Annotated in this window: 17 protein-coding genes and 4 tRNA genes; 6 read left to right on the plus strand and 15 right to left on the minus strand. The window is 58.6% G+C overall.

Annotation, left to right across the window (positions count from 1 at the left end; genetic code table 11):
* Window positions 1–85 precede the first annotated feature (85 nt).
* The 8 genes from lon to NE357_RS18115 all read right to left on the minus strand — a co-directional run bounded on the left by lon (window position 86) and on the right by NE357_RS18115 (window position 6,962).
* On the minus strand, window positions 86–2,482 hold the full coding sequence (gene lon, locus NE357_RS18080; RefSeq protein WP_169431017.1) for an endopeptidase La: 2,397 nt from the start codon (window positions 2,480–2,482) through the stop codon (window positions 86–88).
* Window positions 2,483–2,645: 163 nt separating this feature from the next.
* Window positions 2,646–3,929 carry an ATP-dependent Clp protease ATP-binding subunit ClpX gene (gene clpX, locus NE357_RS18085; protein WP_016775335.1) on the minus strand — a complete coding sequence of 428 codons (1,284 nt, stop codon included), beginning with the start codon at window positions 3,927–3,929 and terminating at the stop codon, window positions 2,646–2,648.
* 112 nt (window positions 3,930–4,041) lie between these two features.
* The gene (gene clpP, locus NE357_RS18090) at window positions 4,042–4,677 is read right to left on the minus strand and encodes an ATP-dependent Clp endopeptidase proteolytic subunit ClpP (protein ID WP_053161532.1); all 636 of its coding nucleotides are present in this window, start codon (window positions 4,675–4,677) and stop codon (window positions 4,042–4,044) included.
* Window positions 4,678–4,769: 92 nt separating this feature from the next.
* Window positions 4,770–6,080: a trigger factor gene (gene tig, locus NE357_RS18095; protein WP_169431018.1), complete on the minus strand. Its 1,311-nt coding sequence runs from the start codon at window positions 6,078–6,080 to the stop codon at window positions 4,770–4,772.
* A gap of 402 nt (window positions 6,081–6,482) precedes the next feature.
* A tRNA-His gene (locus NE357_RS18100) sits at window positions 6,483–6,558 on the minus strand.
* A gap of 76 nt (window positions 6,559–6,634) precedes the next feature.
* Window positions 6,635–6,719 (minus strand) — tRNA-Leu (locus NE357_RS18105).
* Between the two features lie 58 nt (window positions 6,720–6,777).
* Window positions 6,778–6,853, minus strand: a tRNA-His gene (locus NE357_RS18110).
* A gap of 32 nt (window positions 6,854–6,885) precedes the next feature.
* Window positions 6,886–6,962: transfer RNA gene (locus NE357_RS18115), tRNA-Arg, on the minus strand.
* Between the two features lie 274 nt (window positions 6,963–7,236).
* Here NE357_RS18115 and folD point away from each other — a divergent pair.
* Window positions 7,237–8,091: a bifunctional methylenetetrahydrofolate dehydrogenase/methenyltetrahydrofolate cyclohydrolase FolD gene (gene folD / locus NE357_RS18120; RefSeq protein WP_085712473.1), complete on the plus strand. Its 855-nt coding sequence runs from the start codon at window positions 7,237–7,239 to the stop codon at window positions 8,089–8,091.
* A gap of 228 nt (window positions 8,092–8,319) precedes the next feature.
* Entirely contained in the window at window positions 8,320–9,258 is a 939-nt protein-coding gene (pbpG, locus tag NE357_RS18125; protein WP_119428003.1) for a D-alanyl-D-alanine endopeptidase, read from the plus strand.
* A gap of 54 nt (window positions 9,259–9,312) precedes the next feature.
* Here pbpG and NE357_RS18130 read toward each other — a convergent pair whose 3' ends face one another.
* Both NE357_RS18130 and NE357_RS18135 read right to left on the minus strand, forming a co-directional pair.
* Entirely contained in the window at window positions 9,313–9,519 is a 207-nt protein-coding gene (locus NE357_RS18130; RefSeq protein WP_169431019.1) for a hypothetical protein, read from the minus strand.
* Between the two features lie 96 nt (window positions 9,520–9,615).
* Window positions 9,616–10,287, minus strand: coding sequence for a peptidase C39 family protein (locus NE357_RS18135; RefSeq protein ID WP_169431020.1), 672 nt, complete (start codon window positions 10,285–10,287; stop codon window positions 9,616–9,618).
* 231 nt (window positions 10,288–10,518) lie between these two features.
* Between NE357_RS18135 and NE357_RS18140 the strand changes: the two genes are divergently transcribed.
* Window positions 10,519–10,686 (plus strand): hypothetical protein, encoded by a 168-nt coding sequence (locus tag NE357_RS18140; RefSeq protein WP_169431021.1) that lies wholly within the window; start codon window positions 10,519–10,521, stop codon window positions 10,684–10,686.
* 73 nt (window positions 10,687–10,759) lie between these two features.
* On the opposite strand, the gene NE357_RS18145 is transcribed toward NE357_RS18140, so the two are convergent.
* Both NE357_RS18145 and NE357_RS18150 read right to left on the minus strand, forming a co-directional pair.
* A complete protein-coding gene (locus NE357_RS18145; protein WP_169431022.1) occupies window positions 10,760–11,509 on the minus strand; it encodes a TerC family protein in 750 nt (249 codons plus the stop codon).
* A 28-nt stretch (window positions 11,510–11,537) separates the two neighbouring features.
* Complete coding sequence (locus NE357_RS18150; RefSeq protein ID WP_169431023.1) at window positions 11,538–11,780, minus strand: hypothetical protein; 243 nt, start codon at window positions 11,778–11,780, stop codon at window positions 11,538–11,540.
* 144 nt (window positions 11,781–11,924) lie between these two features.
* Here NE357_RS18150 and nhaR point away from each other — a divergent pair, with 144 nt between their 5' ends.
* Window positions 11,925–12,824, plus strand: coding sequence for a transcriptional activator NhaR (nhaR, locus tag NE357_RS18155; protein ID WP_007951569.1), 900 nt, complete (start codon window positions 11,925–11,927; stop codon window positions 12,822–12,824).
* On the opposite strand, the gene NE357_RS18160 is transcribed toward nhaR, so the two are convergent.
* Window positions 12,821–13,981, minus strand: a complete 1,161-nt coding sequence (locus NE357_RS18160; RefSeq protein WP_007951570.1) for an MFS transporter — start codon at window positions 13,979–13,981, stop codon at window positions 12,821–12,823. The genes nhaR and NE357_RS18160 overlap by 4 nt on opposite strands.
* Before the next feature lie 337 nt (window positions 13,982–14,318).
* Here NE357_RS18160 and sstT point away from each other — a divergent pair, with 337 nt between their 5' ends.
* Window positions 14,319–15,551 carry a serine/threonine transporter SstT gene (sstT, locus tag NE357_RS18165; RefSeq protein WP_169431024.1) on the plus strand — a complete coding sequence of 411 codons (1,233 nt, stop codon included), beginning with the start codon at window positions 14,319–14,321 and terminating at the stop codon, window positions 15,549–15,551.
* A gap of 64 nt (window positions 15,552–15,615) precedes the next feature.
* Here sstT and NE357_RS18170 read toward each other — a convergent pair whose 3' ends face one another.
* Entirely contained in the window at window positions 15,616–16,125 is a 510-nt protein-coding gene (locus NE357_RS18170) for a DUF1993 domain-containing protein (RefSeq protein WP_169431025.1), read from the minus strand.
* Between the two features lie 125 nt (window positions 16,126–16,250).
* Here NE357_RS18170 and NE357_RS18175 point away from each other — a divergent pair, with 125 nt between their 5' ends.
* A complete protein-coding gene (locus NE357_RS18175; protein WP_169431026.1) occupies window positions 16,251–16,901 on the plus strand; it encodes a YceH family protein in 651 nt (216 codons plus the stop codon).
* Window positions 16,902–16,918: 17 nt separating this feature from the next.
* On the opposite strand, the gene NE357_RS18180 is transcribed toward NE357_RS18175, so the two are convergent.
* Window positions 16,919–17,437, minus strand: a complete 519-nt coding sequence (locus NE357_RS18180; protein WP_169431027.1) for a cupin domain-containing protein — start codon at window positions 17,435–17,437, stop codon at window positions 16,919–16,921.
* Window positions 17,438–17,439 lie beyond the last annotated feature (2 nt).

The following is a 17,439-nucleotide window of genomic DNA, read 5'->3' on the forward strand; positions in this document are numbered from 1 at the left end:
GCTGAATGGCCTACAGACACTTAAGAGCCGCTTTATAACAAGGGCTCTAAAAAGCTGTCAAGGAAGCCCCCCAGGCAAATGCGTACTAATGCGTGCTAATTCTTTCCTTAGAGTCAGACTCACGTTTTTCGTCCTTGGCAACTATCTCCGGAGCCACATCCGGCAAGGGCTCCGGCGCGTATTGCAGCGCAATTTGCAGGACCTCGTCAATCCATTTAACCGGTTTAATCTGCAGATCCTGCTTGATATTGTCAGGAATCTCCTTCAGATCACGCACGTTCTCTTCCGGAATAATCACGACCTTGATTCCGCCACGGTGTGCAGCCAGGAGTTTTTCCTTCAGGCCGCCAATGGCGAGGACTTGACCACGCAGGGTGATCTCGCCGGTCATGGCGACGTCGGCGCGCACAGGAATACCCGTCAACGCCGACACCAATGCGGTACACATGCCTACACCGGCGCTAGGGCCGTCTTTCGGCGTAGCACCTTCCGGCATGTGGATGTGCGTGTCGCGCTTCTCATGGAAGTCCAGGGGAATGCCCAGGCTCTTGGCACGGCTGCGCACCACGGTCAGGGCGGCAGTGATCGATTCGACCATTACATCACCCAGCGAACCGGTCTTGATCAGTTGCCCTTTGCCCGGCACAACGGCCGCTTCGATGGTGAGCAATTCACCACCAACCTGAGTCCAGGCCAGGCCGGTCACCTGACCGATCTGATCCTGCTGCTCGGCCAGACCGTAGCGGAACTTGCGCACGCCGAGGAAGTGCTCCAGCAGATCAGCTGTCACTTTCACCGAGAAGCGTTTTTCCAGCGCATGCTCTTTGACCGCCTTGCGGCAGACCTTGGCAATCTGCCGCTCGAGGCCACGCACACCAGCTTCGCGGGTGTAGTAACGGATGATGTCACGGATCGCTTCTTCGTCGAATTCCAGCTCGCCCTTCTTCAGGCCGTTGGCGGCAATCTGCTTTGGCGACAGGTACTTGACGGCGATGTTGATCTTTTCGTCTTCGGTATAACCCGGCAGACGGATCACTTCCATCCGGTCGAGCAACGCCGGCGGAATGTTCATCGAGTTCGAGGTACACAGGAACATCACATCCGACAGGTCGTAATCGACTTCCAGATAGTGATCGTTGAAGTTGTGGTTCTGCTCCGGATCGAGCACTTCCAGCAACGCCGACGCCGGATCGCCACGCATGTCGCTGCCCATCTTGTCGATTTCATCGAGCAGGAACAGCGGGTTACGGACGCCCACCTTTGTCATCTTTTGAATCAATCTTCCTGGCATCGAACCGATGTAAGTCCGACGGTGACCACGGATTTCCGCTTCGTCACGCACCCCACCGAGGGCCATGCGCACGAATTTACGGTTGGTGGCGTGGGCAATCGACTCCGCCAGCGAGGTTTTACCCACACCCGGAGGACCAACCAGGCACAACACCGGACCACGAATCTTTTTCACACGTTTCTGCACGGCGAGGTACTCAAGGATGCGTTCCTTGACCTCTTCCAGACCGTAGTGATCGGCATCGAGAATGTCTTCGGCACGGGCCAGGTCCAGACGCACCTTGCTCTGGGCCTTCCACGGCACCTGCACCAGCCAGTCGATGTAAGAACGCACGACGGTGGCTTCGGCCGACATCGGTGACATCTGCTTGAGCTTGTTCAGCTCGGCGGTGGCCTTGGCCAGGGCATCTTTCGGCAGACCGGCAGCGTCGATACGCTTTTTCAGGTCTTCGATTTCGTTGTGGCCTTCGTCGCTGTCACCGAGCTCTTTCTGAATGGCCTTCATCTGCTCATTCAGGTAGTACTCGCGCTGACTGCGCTCCATTTGTTTCTTGACGCGGCCGCGGATGCGTTTTTCGACCTGCAGCAGGTCGATTTCGGCATCCAGCAGTGCCAGAACGTGCTCGACCCGGGCAGCCAGATCGATGATTTCGAGGATTTCCTGCTTCTGCTCGATTTTCAGCGCCATGTGCGCAGCCATGGTGTCTACCAGACGGCCTGGCTCATCGATGCTGTTGAGTGACGACAGGACTTCAGCCGGGACCTTCTTGCCCAACTGGACATATTGCTCGAACTGCGACAGCAGCGTGCGCACGAACACTTCGGACTCGCGCTCGGCGGCATCGACTTCGTCGATCAACGCCACTTCGGCACGACAGTGGCCGTCGACTTCGCTGAAGCGCTCGACCGCGCCACGCTGCTCGCCTTCGACCAGAACCTTGACGGTGCCATCGGGCAGCTTGAGAAGCTGCAGAACCGTGGCAATGGTGCCTACGCGATAGAGGGCATCTTCTCCGGGATCATCGTCAGCCGGGTTTCTCTGGGCCAGCAGCAGGATCTGCTTGTCACCCGTCATCGCGGCCTCGAGGGCTTCGATGGACTTCTCGCGCCCCACGAACAGCGGGATAACCATGTGCGGATACACAACGACATCACGCAATGGCAGGAGAGGCAATTCGATGGTGGTCTTCATGATTTCGCCTCTACGGCGGCCATACGGCCGTAATCAGATGGAATTAAGCTTGAAACCAAGATGGGGGCTGCCTTGAAAAAAAACAAGCGCAAAGCGGATGTAAAAAACGACATAAAAAAAAAGAGGCCCGAAGGCCCCTTCTTTGTTCCGGCAGGGTGGACACTTACGCGTCCGGCGCTGCCTTGGCCGTCGGCTCACTGTTTTCGTAGATATACAGTGGCTTGGACTTGCCTTCGATTACGCTTTCATCGATCACGACTTTGCTCACCTCGGACTGCGAGGGGATTTCATACATCGTGTCGAGCAGAACACCTTCGAGAATCGAACGCAGGCCACGGGCACCGGTTTTACGTTCCAGGGCACGTTTTGCGACCGATTTCAGCGCGTCTGAACGGAATTCCAGATCCACGCCTTCCATCTCGAACAGCTTGGCGTACTGTTTGGTCAGGGCATTTTTCGGCTCGGTGAGAATCTGCATCAATGCAGCCTCATCCAGCTCGTCCAGCGTCGCAAGGACCGGCAGACGACCGACGAATTCCGGGATCAGACCGAACTTGACCAGATCGTCAGGCTCGACTTCACGCAGGGACTCACCGACTTTCTTGCCTTCTTCCTTGCTGCGCACTTCCGCGTTGAAACCGATGCCACCTTTGGTGGAACGGTTCTGAATCACTTTCTCCAGACCGGAGAACGCACCACCGCAGATGAACAGGATGTTACGGGTGTCGACCTGCAGGAATTCCTGCTGCGGATGCTTGCGGCCACCTTGCGGCGGAACGGAAGCGACCGTGCCTTCGATCAACTTCAGCAAGGCCTGCTGCACGCCTTCACCGGAAACGTCCCGGGTGATCGACGGGTTGTCGGACTTGCGCGAAATCTTGTCGATTTCATCGATGTAGACAATGCCCATCTGGGCTTTCTCTACGTCGTAATCGCACTTCTGCAACAGCTTCTGAATGATGTTCTCGACGTCTTCACCTACATAACCCGCCTCGGTGAGGGTGGTTGCGTCGGCGATGGTGAACGGAACGTTCAGGAGGCGGGCCAGTGTTTCGGCCAGCAGGGTTTTACCGGAGCCTGTCGGGCCGATCAGCAGGATGTTGCTCTTGCCGAGTTCGACGTCGTCAGCCTTTTTGTCACGCTGGTTCAAGCGCTTGTAGTGGTTGTACACCGCTACCGCGAGAACCTTCTTGGCACGTTCCTGACCAATGACGTACTGGTCAAGGATGCCGCTGATTTCTTTAGGCGAAGGCAATTTATGCGCGCTGCTTTCGGCCTGTGCTTCCTGCACCTCCTCACGGATGATGTCATTGCACAGGTCGACGCACTCGTCGCAGATAAAGACCGAGGGGCCGGCAATCAATTTGCGCACTTCATGCTGGCTTTTGCCACAGAAGGAGCAATAGAGCAGCTTGCCGTTGTCCTCGCCGTTGCGGGTGTCAGTCATTCGTTCGATCCAAATCCGATAGGCTTGCAACACAAGATGAAGGCTATTGCGGGCTTTTTCAAGCCCGCCACTGATCGGACCAGCCGATCAGGCCTGTTTTGAGCTGCTTATTTTAAGCTGGACGCTGGTTGATCACTTCATCGATCAAGCCATATTCCTTCGCAGCTTCAGCACTCATGAAGTTGTCGCGGTTGGTGTCGCGCTCGATTTCTTCAAGCGTGCGACCGCTATGCTTGGCCATCAGCGTGTTCAGACGCTCGCGAATGAAGAGGATTTCCTTGGCATGGATTTCGATGTCCGACGCCTGGCCCTGGAAACCGCCCAGTGGCTGGTGAATCATCACACGCGAGTTCGGCAGGCAGTAACGCTTGCCTGGAGCCCCTGCGGTCAGCAGGAACGCGCCCATGCTGCACGCCTGACCGATACAGGTAGTCGATACGTTTGGCTTGATGAACTGCATGGTGTCGTAGATCGACATACCCGCTGTCACCGAGCCGCCCGGGGAGTTGATATAAAGATGGATGTCCTTGTCCGGGTTTTCCGCTTCAAGGAACAGCAATTGCGCACAGATCAGGTTGGCCATGTAGTCCTCTACCGGACCCACCAGAAAGATCACTCGCTCCTTGAGCAGGCGCGAGTAAATGTCGTAGGCGCGCTCGCCACGAGCAGACTGCTCGACAACCATCGGGACCAGGCCGCCTGCGGCCTGGATATCAGAGTTCTGCTGAATATAGGAATTACGGAACATGCTCTGCAGTCACTCCCAAATAGTCATGTCTTGAATACGCATAAGCCAGCTCGAAGGCTGGCTTATGGTGTGTGCTTCTAACGCAGAAACAATCAGTCGGCTTTTGGAGCTTCTACCGGCTTGACCGCTTCTTCGTAAGAGACCGATTTGTCGGTCACGCTAGCTTTCTGCAGAACAGTATCCACAACTTGTTCTTCCAGCACAACCGAACGGACTTCGTTCAGTTGCTGCTCGTTCTTGTAGTACCAGGACACAACCTGCTCAGGCTCTTGGTAAGCCGAAGCCATTTCCTGGATCATTTCGCGAACGCGGGCTTCGTCTGGCTTCAGGTCGAATTGCTTGACCACTTCAGCCACGATCAGACCCAGGACAACGCGACGCTTGGCTTGTTCTTCGAACAGCTCGGCCGGCAGCTGGTCAGGCTTGATGTTGCCACCAAACTGCTGAACAGCCTGAACGCGCAGACGGTCGACTTCGTTGGACAGCAGAGCCTTAGGCACTTCGATCGGGTTGGTGGCCAGCAGACCGTCCATTACCTGATTCTTGACCTTGGATTTGATCGCCTGACGCAGTTCACGCTCCATGTTCTTGCGAACTTCGGTGCGGAAGCCGTCGATGCCGCTTTCCTTGATGCCGAATTGAGCGAAGAACTCTTCGTTCAGCTCAGGCAGTTTTGGCTCGGAAACGGTGTTGACGGTCACGGTGAACTCGGCGACTTTGCCAGCCAGGTCCAGATTCTGATAGTCCTCTGGGAAGGTCAGGTTCAGAACGCGCTCTTCGCCGGCCTTGGCGCCAACCAGGCCTTCTTCGAAGCCAGGGATCATGCGGCCGGAACCCAGCACCAGCTGAGTACCCTTGGCGGAACCGCCAGCGAATACTTCGCCGTCAACCTTGCCAACGAAATCGATGTTCAGTTGGTCTTCGTTCTGAGCAGCGCGATCGGCCACTTCAAAACGGGTGTTCTGCTTGCGCAGGATGTCCAGCATCTTGTCCAGATCGGCGTCAGCCACGTCAGCGCTCAGACGCTCAACGGTGATGCCTTCGAAGCCGGCAACGGTGAACTCAGGGAACACTTCGAATACGGCTACGTATTCCAGGTCCTTGCCAGCTTCGAGCGACTTAGGCTCGATCGACGGCGAACCGGCCGGGTTCAGCTTCTGCTCAACCACAGCTTCGTAGAAGGAGGACTGGATCACGTCGCCGATCGCTTCCTGACGCGCATCAGCACCGAAACGACGCTTGATTTCGCTCATTGGCACTTTGCCTGGACGGAAGCCAGCAATCTTGGCCTTCTGGGCAGTCTGCTGCAGACGCTTGTTGACCTGAGTCTCGATGCGCTCAGCCGGCACGGTGATGCTCATGCGGCGCTCAAGAGCAGTAGTATTTTCAACAGAAACTTGCATGGATATTCCTCGTTGCACAGACGTTAGCCGGCCGTTTCCGACCCAAGAATCAAGGGCAAGCATTCTAGTAGGTCAAACTCAAGAAGTCACCCTACTGAAAACGGGTAAAAAAACAGCAGGCAAATTGAAGACGGGGACAAACGGTTGCGCCTCGCCCTGTTAGCAAATACAGCCAATCAAGCCAGGGCCCTGCACCAACCTCTTCTATATATAGAGGCGATTGAATCATCTCCCTGACAGCCAGCCCTGCAAACAAGGCTGGCGGGCAGCGCGGCATCATCGAGCAACATTGATACGACGAAGCGCCCTGCCCTGCGACCCGAAACCGGCAGTCGCCGAAAACCCGAAACCGTAAAACAAAAAAAGGCGCCAGACTGTTAAGTCTGGCGCCTTTTCGAAATATGGGGTGGACGATGGGGATCGAACCCACGACAACGGGAGTCACAATCCCGTGCTCTACCAACTGAGCTACGCCCACCATATTGCGTGCCAAAGAAGCCAAACAACTTCTTTGTAGAACTTCACCTGGCCAACGGCATGAATGAAGCTTTGATTGGTGCGGATGAAGAGACTCGAACTCTTACGCCTCGCGGCGCTGGAACCTAAATCCAGTGTGTCTACCAATTCCACCACATCCGCGGATGAAGCTTTTTAAAGCAAAGGCGCCAGACTGTTACATCTGGCGCCTTTCGAAATATGGGGTGGACGATGGGGATCGAACCCACGACAACGGGAGTCACAATCCCGTGCTCTACCAACTGAGCTACGCCCACCATATCGCGCTACTTGTGCCAATGCTGCCTAATGGCGCACCCGGCAGGACTCGAACCTGCGACCATCCGCTTAGAAGGCGGATGCTCTATCCAGCTGAGCTACGGGCGCCTTGTTAGCTGTACCCTTGGAGGACTACAAACTAAGTGCTTTCCAGTCTCGCAAAACGTTGATTTCGCTCGACCTTCTTAACCAGTGCTAGGCTGTGCCCGACAAGTGCGACGAATAGTATAGAGAGCCCTGAAGGTCGTCAAATCCTTTTTGAAAAAAATTCATTTAATTAAAGGGCTTAGGGGAATTTGCTGACCAAGCGCCTTTGCCCTCACCGTCTGACATGCGAGAATGCGTTCTCTTTTTTTCCCCTCTCGATGGTTAATCACGCGCAATGACTGCACAACTAATCGACGGCAAATCAATCGCCGCCAGCCTGCGCCAGCAGATCGCTCAACGGGTAGCCGAACGTCGCGAGCAAGGCTTGCGCACTCCTGGCCTCGCGGTGATCCTGGTCGGCAGCGATCCTGCCTCTCAGGTTTATGTCTCGCACAAGCGTAAAGACTGTGAAGAGGTCGGCTTCCTCTCCCAAGCCTATGACCTGCCTTCCGAAACCACTCAGGAAGCACTGACCGATCTGATCGATCGACTGAACGACGACCCGGCAATCGACGGCGTTCTGCTTCAACTTCCTCTGCCTGAGCACCTGGACGCGTCCAAGCTGTTGGAGCGCATCCGCCCCGACAAGGACGTCGACGGTTTCCATCCTTATAACGTCGGTCGCCTGGCCCAGCGCATTCCGCTGCTGCGCCCCTGCACCCCGAAAGGCATCATGACCCTGCTGGAAAGCACCGGTGTCGATCTTTACGGTATGGACGCAGTGGTCGTCGGCGCTTCCAACATCGTCGGTCGCCCGATGGCCATGGAACTGCTGTTGGCCGGCTGCACCGTGACCGTGACCCACCGCTTCACCAAGGACCTGGCCGGCCACGTCGGCCGCGCCGATCTGGTGGTGGTGGCCGCCGGCAAGCCGGGCCTTGTCAAGGGCGAGTGGATCAAGGAAGGCGCGATCGTGATCGACGTCGGCATCAACCGTCAGGACGACGGCAAACTGGTCGGTGACGTCGTGTACGAAACCGCCCTGCCTCGCGCTGGCTGGATAACTCCGGTCCCGGGCGGCGTCGGCCCGATGACCCGTGCCTGCCTGCTGGAAAACACCCTCTACGCAGCAGAAACCCTGCACGCCTGAGTCGCGTTTTCCGCACTCCGAGAACCCCGCCCAGTGCGGGGTTTTTCATATCCTCGAATAAACCTTTACCGTTCGCCGGAAACCCCTATTTTTACAGGGCTTTTCACGACTTTTTCATGCCCTTCAAACAACCATCGACAGATCTTCAGCCATACTCCTAGAATGCGTCGTTTTACGACACAGTCCGTTACAAAAAACGGCATATCCAACCTTCATGAGTTCGCCCGCGTGAATATTCGTCTGTCCATCCTGAGCCTGGTTTTTGCATTTTCAGGCACGCTCCTCACGCCAACGGTCAACGCCGCCGAAACCACCGCTGCTCCCCGAGACGCTTCACAGTTGAAGATTGCCTCCGGCAGCGCTCTGCTGATGGATCTGCAGACCAACAAAGTCATCTACTCCAGCAATCCGGACGTGATCGTACCGATCGCTTCCGTCAGCAAGTTGATGACCGGTCTGGTCGTGGTTGAAGCCCACCAGAACATGGACGAATGGATTGACGTCGACATCAGCCACACCCCGGAAATGAAAGGCGTGTTTTCCCGGGTCAAACTGCGCAGCGAACTGCCGCGCCGCGAGATGCTGCTGATCGCCCTGATGTCCTCGGAGAACCGCGCCGCCGCGAGCCTCGCCCATCACTATCCCGGCGGTTATGCAGCCTTCATCGCAGCGATGAACGCCAAGGCCAAGGCGCTGGGCATGACCAGCACCCACTTTGTGGAACCGACCGGTCTGTCGGAGCGCAACGTTTCCACCGCCCGCGACCTGAGCAAATTGCTGATGGCTGCGCAAAAGCATCCGATCCTGACCGAACTCACCACCACCAAGGAAAAGACCGTCTCGTTCCGCAAACCCAATTACACCCTGGGTTTCCGCAACACCGACCACTTGGTGAACAAGGCTGACTGGGACATCAAGATCACCAAGACCGGCTTCACCAATCCCGCCGGCCACTGCCTGGTGCTCGTGACGCGAATGAGCAATCGCCCGGTTGCGTTGGTGATTCTCGATGCATTCGGCAAATACACCCACTTCGCCGATGCCAGCCGTATCCGCAGCTGGATGGAAACCGGCCGGAGCACCAACGTTCCGGCGGTGGCCCAGCAGTACAAGGCCGAGAAGAACCTCAAGGGTCGCCAGAGCGGCGTGGTCGAAGCCTCCAAGTAACCCGCGACACAAGAAAAAGCCCCGAACATTCGGGGCTTTTTTACGTCTGCCGGTTCAGTCGTTGGGCAGCGGCATCTGATCATCATCGGGAATGCCGTCACCAGCACAGGGGTCGGGGCGATGCTCCGGGGTCACTACCGCAGGACGCGCCAGCGGATCACGCAGGGGACTGTCCGGATCGAGCACCGGATCCACGTCAGGCTCCGGCGTGGTCGGCACACTGTCCGGTTTATGGTCGTCAAAGCTCGAATCCGTACTCATACGCACCTCTCATTCGGGTAATCACCCGAATAATCGGGCGTTACCTTTAAGAGCGCAGCCCCGTTCCCGGGTGCCCGGCAGGGGACGAACGGACTCTCACTGCGCTCCCAATGCCTTGCGCGCTTGCGCGGCTTCACGCTCCTGGCCGGCCTGCGCCAGTTCGTCGGCGGCTTTCAACCAGCGCTGCCGATCGACGGACGCCGGGATCTGGGTCGGTTTCTGAATCAATACCGCCCAGCCCCCCGACTTCTCGAGCGCTGATTCAAAAGCACTGAAACTCATCAGTTCACGGCGGTTCATCCCCGCGCGCAGGAGAACCTTCTGCTTCTTGCGGTCATAGCCGGAAAGGATCGCGTAACGCGGTTCTGCCCAGAACGCCGATCCTTCACTGAAACGCACCATCACCGGATACCCCGCCGCCACCTGGGTCAGCAGCGCCGGCAAGCGGGCATCTACCGGGTATACGACCATGCCGTATTCGCGGGCAAGGTTCTGCATGTTCTGCTGAAGCTTGTCCTCGGCACCCGGCAGGTGCAGAGGTTTTTCCAACAGCCCGGGGGTGATCACGATGCCTTGCTGCGACAGCAGGCTGGCCAGCACCTGTGGCCCGCTCTGATTGGCTTCGCCCCTATAGAAGGTGCCGCTGAGCTCGACCCGTTCCGGCAGACGCTGGACTTCCGGCGCCACACTGCCTGCACACCCCACCAACGCTGTCACACAACCGGCCACCAGCAGGGCCGCGCGAATCCGGGAAAATAGCTGCACCATCGTCACTCTCTTGATCAGTTACCGGTCATCGTGTTCCGGCGTGGTCGAGGATCATAGGACGGCGCAACGCTGCGGTATAGCCCAAAGAGGCAGATGCATCGATTGCATAGAGCGAAGTGATTGGTCACCACCGACCTTTGGTCAATAGGCTGAAACACGCCAGCGACTAGACTGTCACTCGATAGACAGCAAAAGAGTAAGCGCCCGACGCAGGGCAAAGAGGAGGCACCGATGAGCCTGACCATGACCATTGTGATGTTGATTGCCGGCTGGCTGGCCGTAGCCGCCGCCATGCTGTGGGGTGTGCTGCGTATTTCCCGCCGCCATCACCACCCTGTGCAGCCTGCACCGACCAGGAAGATCGAAAAACACAACGCCCGTCACGCCACTGCGCACTGACTTCTTTCAATCGATTCAAACAAAAAAGGCCGCGCGACTCTTGCCAGTCACGCGGCCTTCGATTTTTCAGCGGTTACGCCTGGGCAGCCAGCTTCTTCTGCTTCGCCCGACGGGACATCATGTTCAACACCTCAATCGCGGCCGAGAACACCATGGCGGCATACACATAACCTTTCGGCACGTGGGCACCGAAGCCTTCGGCGATCAGCGTCATGCCGATCATGATCAGGAAGCCCAGGGCCAGCATCACCACCGACGGGTTATCGTTGATGAACTTCGCCAGCGGGTCAGCCGCAAACAGCATCACCAGTACCGAAACCACCACCGCGATCACCATGATCGGCAAGTGTTCGGTCATGCCGACAGCGGTAATGATGCTGTCGATCGAGAACACCATGTCCAGCATCAGGATCTGCCCGATGGCGGCGGCAAAACCCAGGGTCACTGTCGAGGTCGCCGACTTCGGATCGTCAGGCACCGGGTCCATGCTGTGATGGATCTCGGTCGTCGCTTTCCACACCAGGAACAGGCCACCGGCGATCAGGATCATGTCCTTCCAGGAGAACGCCTGACCAAGGATCTCGATGACAGGCTCGGTCAACTGCACGATGAACGCGATGGTGCTCAACAGGGCCAGACGCATGATCAGCGCCATGCCGATACCCAGACGGCGGGCTTTCTGCCGGTACTGTTCGGGCAGCTTGTTGGTCAGGATCGAGATGAAGATCAGGTTATCGATGCCGAGCACGATTTCCATCACCACCAGTGTGGCCAAAGCAATCCAGGCCGTCGGGCTGGAAGCGAGTTCTAACAGGTATTCCATGGGTCAGTCCTGACTCTTGTAAGACGATTTAGATGGTCTTGGAGGAAGATTCGGATTTGTCCGCATCTTTTTCCGGCGCTTCTTTTTTCTCGATCAGACCGCCAGTGGCCTCACTGAGCGCCTGCTCGGCGGCTTTGTGCGTATCGTCGATCGCCTGCTTGGCGCTCTCGGCGGCCTTGCCCATCAGTTGCTGGGCGCTTTTTTCCGCCTGGTCGCAACCCGCCATAAGCAGTAAAGACGTAAACATCAGTGCCGGGATCGTGTATTTCATGAGGTTTCCTTCGTATGAACAGACAGGGTCACAGACCGCCCGTCGATGGCTGGGCATTCTAGGGAGACAAACACTTCAGGAAAATTCGTATTTTTAGCGGCTATACTTCGATTTATACGAACTGTATCTGGCGGACCCAACCCCATGCTCAATTACCGACAACTGCATTACTTCTGGGTGGTGGCCAAGACCGGCAGCATCGTACGCGCGTGCGAGCAACTGAACCTGACGCCACAGACCATCAGCGGTCAGATTTCACTGCTCGAACAGACCTATGGCATCGAGTTGTTTCAACGGGTCGGCCGGCAACTCGAACTCACAGAAGCCGGACGCCAGGCCCTGCCCTACGCCGAGCAGATGTTTCAGCTCGGCGGCGAGCTGGAACTGATGCTGCGCGCCCAGCCCAATGAGCAACAGATCCTGTTCCGCGTGGGAGTGGCGGACGTGGTGCCCAAATCCATCGTCTATCGACTGATCGCGCCGACCATGGAGTTGAGCGAACCGCTGCGAATCACCTGCCGCGAAGACAAACTCGAGCGATTACTGGCGGATCTGGCGATCCAGCGCCTGGACCTGGTGATCTCCGACAGCCCGATGCCCTCGCATCTGGACATCAAGGGTTACAGCCAGAAGCTCGGCGAATGCGGGATCAGCTTCTTCGCCACCGCCGAACTGGCGGCGCAATACGGTCAGGATTTCCCGCGCAGCCTGCACGGTGCGCCACTGTTGATCCCCGGCGCAGAAACCGTGGTGCGCAGCCGTTTACAGCGCTGGTTCGCGGAGCAGCAGATTCAGCCGAGGATTGTCGGGGAGTTCGATGACAGCGCCTTGATGCAGGCGTTCGGCCAGTCCGGCAGCGGGATTTTCATTGGCCCGAGCGTGATTGCCGATGAGGTGAAACGCCAGTATGGCGTCGAGTTGATCGGCCAGACCGATGCGGTGAGCGAGTCGTTCTACGCGATCTCGGTGGAGCGCAAGGTCAAGCACCCCGGCATCAAAGCGATTACCGAAGGTGCCCGACGCGAGCTGTTTACAGCCTTTTAAGCCGGCGCACAGACGTCACGCGGCTTGAGCACCATCAGCACCATGGCGAGGAAAATCGACAGCAGAATGAACCCGGCGGCGGCGAAACCCACGAAGCCCAGACCGGCGCTGTCGATCACCCGACCGCCAATGATCGCGCCCAGACCAATCCCCAGGTTGGCCCCGGCGATGTTCAGCGACGCGGCGAAGGCCGGCGCTTCCGGTGCGGCTTTCATCAAGCGCACATGACTGACCAGAAACAGCGCTGCCTGAGTCACGCCCCAGATGCCCATCGCCGCCGCCAGACCCAGCGACGAATTGATGTTCGGCACCAATGCCACCATCCCGGGAATCATGAACGCGCAGAACATCACCGAGGCCATCAGCGGATGGCGATCCACCGCGCGACCGCCCAGCGAGTTGCCGATCAGACCGACCGCGCCAAAGCCCATCAGGCACCAGCCGACCACGGTGCCATTGAAGCCGGCCAGACGCTCAAGGATGTCCGCCAGATAGGTGTAAGCGGTGAACATGCCGCTGAACACCAGGATCGACAGCAGCACATGACCCAGCATCAGCGGGCTGCGCAGGATCTTGAACTGCGAAGCGAAACTGACCTGATGCTGGTGCAGGCTGGTTTTCGGCAAGTAGACAAACAGCAACAAGGCCTTGGCGAACGCGATCACCGCCAGAATGGCGAACGCACTGCGCCAGCCGAATGCATCGGAAATCAGCGTGCCGACGGGGATGCCGAACACCGTGGCGCAGACGATCCCGAAGCCGATCTTGGCGATGGCGCGACCAGCGAAGTCCGGGCCGACGATGTCTACCGCCGTTTCACTGGCCAGGGCCCAGAATACCGGCAGCCCCAACGCCGGAATCAACCGGGCAATCGCCATGACCCAGATGTTCGGCGCCAGTGCTGCCACGGTGTTGGCCAGGCCGAACATGATCAGGATGGTGATAAACAGTTTGCGCCGTTCGAAACGGGCGAAATATGCCGTCAAGAACGGGCCGAACATGGCCACGGTGAAAGCGAATAGCGTCACCAGCAGCCCGGCTTGCGGGATGGTGACGGCCAGGTCGCGGGCAATTGCCGGCAACAGGCCGACGATGACGAACTCTGTGGTCAGCACCGTAAACCCGGCGGCGGACAACAGAAGGATGGGCAACAGCATGAGGAACTCCAGCAAAACGACGACACCAGCGCTGACCCGAAGGCCCGCCGGCAGAACTTGAAAATAAGGATGCGCAATCTTAACAGAGTGTTTCCCGGGTGACTTGCACAAACCTGTCTATGTGGCCGAACGTTTCGGTGGCAGATCGTCACAGGCCTGAAGGACAAGGCCTACGCTGTGATAAAGTCCGCGCCCTGCAAAACGTACACCCTGTTCAGCCACCCGTTTAACGGTGTGACTGTCGCGCCAGCCCTTTCGGTTCGTGTCTGTGGCCTGCCCCCGATTCAACGCCCGGATCACGCGACCTTGCACCCTATAAAAAACCAGAGATGCCGTCATGACCGTTTCATCCCCTTCTCTATTGCAACGCCTTAAAAGCCTCAGCCTGGTCACGCAGATCCTGATTGGCCTGATTGCCGGCATCGCCCTGGCACTGTTCGCGCCGGAGGCCGCCAAGGGCACCGCATTCATCGGCAAGGTGTTCGTCTCGGCGCTGAAAGCCGTGGCCCCGATCCTGGTGTTCGTGCTGGTCATGGCGTCGATCGCCAACCACAAGCACGGCCAGGAAACCCATATCCGGCCGATCCTGTTCCTCTATCTGCTGGGCACCTTCGCCGCCGCCGTAGTCGCGGTGATCGCCAGCACGATGTTCCCGTCGCATCTGGTGCTGTCCACCGACAACATTGCCGTGACCGCCCCGGGCGGCATCGGCGAAGTGCTGCAAAGCCTGCTGCTGAGCGTGGTCGATAACCCGGTAAGCGCACTGATGAACGCCAACTTCATCGGCATTCTGGCCTGGGCCATCGGCATGGGCGTGGCCATCCGCCACGCCGGCGACACCACCCGCGAAGTCGTCAGTGACCTGTCCAACGGCGTGACCCTGATCGTGCGCGTGGTAATTCGCTTCGCACCGCTGGGGATTTTCGGCCTGGTGGCCTCGACCCTGGCCACCTCCGGTTTCGGCGCGCTGGTCGGTTACGCGCACCTGCTGGCGGTATTGCTGGGCTGCATGCTGTTCGTGGCGCTGGTGATGAACCCGCTGATCGTGTTCTGGAAGCTGCGCCGCAACCCGTACCCGCTGACGCTCCAGTGCCTGCGTGAAAGCGGCATCACCGCGTTCTTCACCCGCAGCTCGGCAGCGAACATTCCGGTCAACCTGGAGCTGAGCAAGCGTCTGGGCCTGCACGAAGACACCTATTCGGTCTCGATTCCGCTGGGCGCGACCATCAACATGGCCGGCGCGTCGATCACCATCACCGTGCTGACCCTCGCCGCCGTGCACACCTTGGGCATCGCCGTGGACATCCCGACCGCGATCCTGCTCAGTGTTGTTGCTGCGATCTGCGCTTGTGGCGCATCCGGTGTAGCTGGCGGTTCGCTGCTGTTGATCCCGCTGGCGTGCAGCCTGTTCGGCATTCCGAGCGAGATTGCCATGCAAGTGGTCGCAGTCGGTTTCATCATCGGCGTGCTGCAGGACTCGGCCGAGACGGCGCTGAACTCCTCCACCGACGTACTGTTCACCGCCGCCGCGTGCCTGGGCGAAGAACAGAAAACCCAGCGTCCGGCGTAAAAATCCAGCGCAACAAAAAGCCCGCCAAGGCGCAAACCTTGGCGGGCTTTTTCATGCGCCGGGCTTAGTACGCGCCCATGTAATCGCGCTTGCCCACTTCCACACCGTTGTGGCGCAGCAGGTCGTAAGCGGTGGTGACGTGGAAGAAGAACTGCGGCAGGCCGTAGCTCAGCAGGTAAGCCTGGCCACTGAAGCGCTTCTCTTTCGGCGTGCCCGGACGGGTCACGATCTCGATGCCTTCCTTGCCGTTGATTTGCTCAGGCTTGAACTCGCCGATGAAGGCCAGGACCTTGGCGATCAGCGCTTGCAGCTCGGCGAAGGTGGTTTCTGTGTCGTCGTATTTCGGGATTTCGACTTCAGCCAGACGCGAGGAAACGCCTTTGGCGAAGTCCACCGCGATCTGCACCTGGCGCACCAGCGGGAACATGTCCGGGTACAGGCGGGCCTGCAGGAAGGCGTTCGGGTCGATGTTTTTCTCGGTGGCGTGGGTTTCAGCCTTTTTCAGCACATCGCTCAGGGCGTTGAGCATTTGTTGGAAAACCGGAACGGATGCGGCGTACAAGGAAATGGTCATGGCAGTCTCACGTGGTGGCTGGGTGAATCGTGGGGCGATTATAGCCATGCTCGCATGGCGGCGCGGCTTGTCTTTTATCCAGCAAGGATTAGGCTAGGCGCCTTCGACTGCAGAGGGAACGCGCGATGACCACAGAATTTGAAACCCGCTCCGACGAACCACGGCTCAACGCCACGGAAATCCGCATTCTGGGTTCGCTGATCGAGAAACAGGCCACCAGCCCGGAAACCTATCCGCTGACCCTCAACGCGCTGGTGCTGGCCTGCAATCAGAAGACCAGCCGGGAACCGGTGATGAACCTGACCCAGGGCCAGGTCGGCCAGAGCCTGCGCGCCCTCGAAGGTCGCGGCTTTGCCAAACTGGTGATGGGCAGTCGCGCCGACCGCTGGGAGCACAAGGTCGACAAGGCGCTGGAACTCGTGCCGGCGCAATTGATCCTGACCGGTTTGATGTTTCTTCGCGGCCCGCAGACCGTCAACGAGCTGCTGACCCGCAGCGGTCGCATGCATGAGTTCGAAGACGCCGAACAAGTGGTGCATCAGCTGGAACGCCTGATCGCTCGCGATCTGGCGGTGTTGATTCCACGCCAGGCCGGCCAGCGCGAGGATCGCTACACCCACGCACTGGGCGATCCGGCGGACATCGAGGCGATTATCGCGGCGCGGCAGAACCCGAGTGATCGCGGGGCTGCCAGCGGTGTGTCAGTGGAGCGCATCGAAGAGCTGGAAGCGCGCATTGCGGCACTGGAAGAGCGTCTGGCCCGCCTCGAGGAATAAGCACACCGGGGACGGCGTTATTCGCCGTCCCAGTAATCCACCCCGTCCGCCTGCCGCGCCACCGCCACGAAGCCCGAGGCATTGCCTTCGGCATCGATATTAAAGTTGTCCATCACCGCGTATTTGTTCGAATCCGGGTACTCGCAGATTTCCGGTTGCTGCTGAGTGCTGACCGCCAGATAGCGCAGTTCCTGCGAGCTGGTATTGATAATCTGGTGCGCCGCTTCCGGGCCGCCCGGCGGGCAGGCGATCACGTCGCCGGCGCGGATCGGGAAACGTTCGGCGCCGAGGCGCACCTCCCCTTCCCCGGCCACCACGTAAAACATTTCCTCATTGACCCGATGACTGTGAAACGGGCTGCCACGCATGCCCGGCGGCAGCGCATACAGCCGATAACCGAGCTTCTGCGCGCCCAGTTGCTGGCCGACCCGGGCGAATCGTTGCTGATAACGCCCGGCGGTTTCGCCATCGGGGGCCAGGGCTTCGGGCAGCGGTTCGAGTTCGACGTCATTCAGGTTGAGAATGGGCGGATGCATGC

The sequence above is a fragment of the Pseudomonas sp. G7(2022) genome (genome assembly GCF_052660475.1).

Coding starts and splice junctions, on each gene's coding strand:
- lon (WP_169431017.1), bottom strand. CDS start 2,482: ATGAAGACCACCATCGAATTGCCTCTCCTGCCATTGCGTGATGTCGTT.
- clpX (WP_016775335.1), bottom strand. CDS start 3,929: ATGACTGACACCCGCAACGGCGAGGACAACGGCAAGCTGCTCTATTGC.
- clpP (WP_053161532.1), bottom strand. CDS start 4,677: ATGTTCCGTAATTCCTATATTCAGCAGAACTCTGATATCCAGGCCGCA.
- tig (WP_169431018.1), bottom strand. CDS start 6,080: ATGCAAGTTTCTGTTGAAAATACTACTGCTCTTGAGCGCCGCATGAGC.
- folD (WP_085712473.1), top strand. CDS start 7,237: ATGACTGCACAACTAATCGACGGCAAATCAATCGCCGCCAGCCTGCGC.
- NE357_RS18130 (WP_169431019.1), bottom strand. CDS start 9,519: ATGAGTACGGATTCGAGCTTTGACGACCATAAACCGGACAGTGTGCCG.
- NE357_RS18135 (WP_169431020.1), bottom strand. CDS start 10,287: ATGGTGCAGCTATTTTCCCGGATTCGCGCGGCCCTGCTGGTGGCCGGT.
- NE357_RS18140 (WP_169431021.1), top strand. CDS start 10,519: ATGAGCCTGACCATGACCATTGTGATGTTGATTGCCGGCTGGCTGGCC.
- NE357_RS18145 (WP_169431022.1), bottom strand. CDS start 11,509: ATGGAATACCTGTTAGAACTCGCTTCCAGCCCGACGGCCTGGATTGCT.
- NE357_RS18150 (WP_169431023.1), bottom strand. CDS start 11,780: ATGAAATACACGATCCCGGCACTGATGTTTACGTCTTTACTGCTTATG.
- nhaR (WP_007951569.1), top strand. CDS start 11,925: ATGCTCAATTACCGACAACTGCATTACTTCTGGGTGGTGGCCAAGACC.
- NE357_RS18160 (WP_007951570.1), bottom strand. CDS start 13,981: ATGCTGTTGCCCATCCTTCTGTTGTCCGCCGCCGGGTTTACGGTGCTG.
- sstT (WP_169431024.1), top strand. CDS start 14,319: ATGACCGTTTCATCCCCTTCTCTATTGCAACGCCTTAAAAGCCTCAGC.
- NE357_RS18170 (WP_169431025.1), bottom strand. CDS start 16,125: ATGACCATTTCCTTGTACGCCGCATCCGTTCCGGTTTTCCAACAAATG.
- NE357_RS18175 (WP_169431026.1), top strand. CDS start 16,251: ATGACCACAGAATTTGAAACCCGCTCCGACGAACCACGGCTCAACGCC.
- NE357_RS18180 (WP_169431027.1), bottom strand. CDS start 17,437: ATGCATCCGCCCATTCTCAACCTGAATGACGTCGAACTCGAACCGCTG.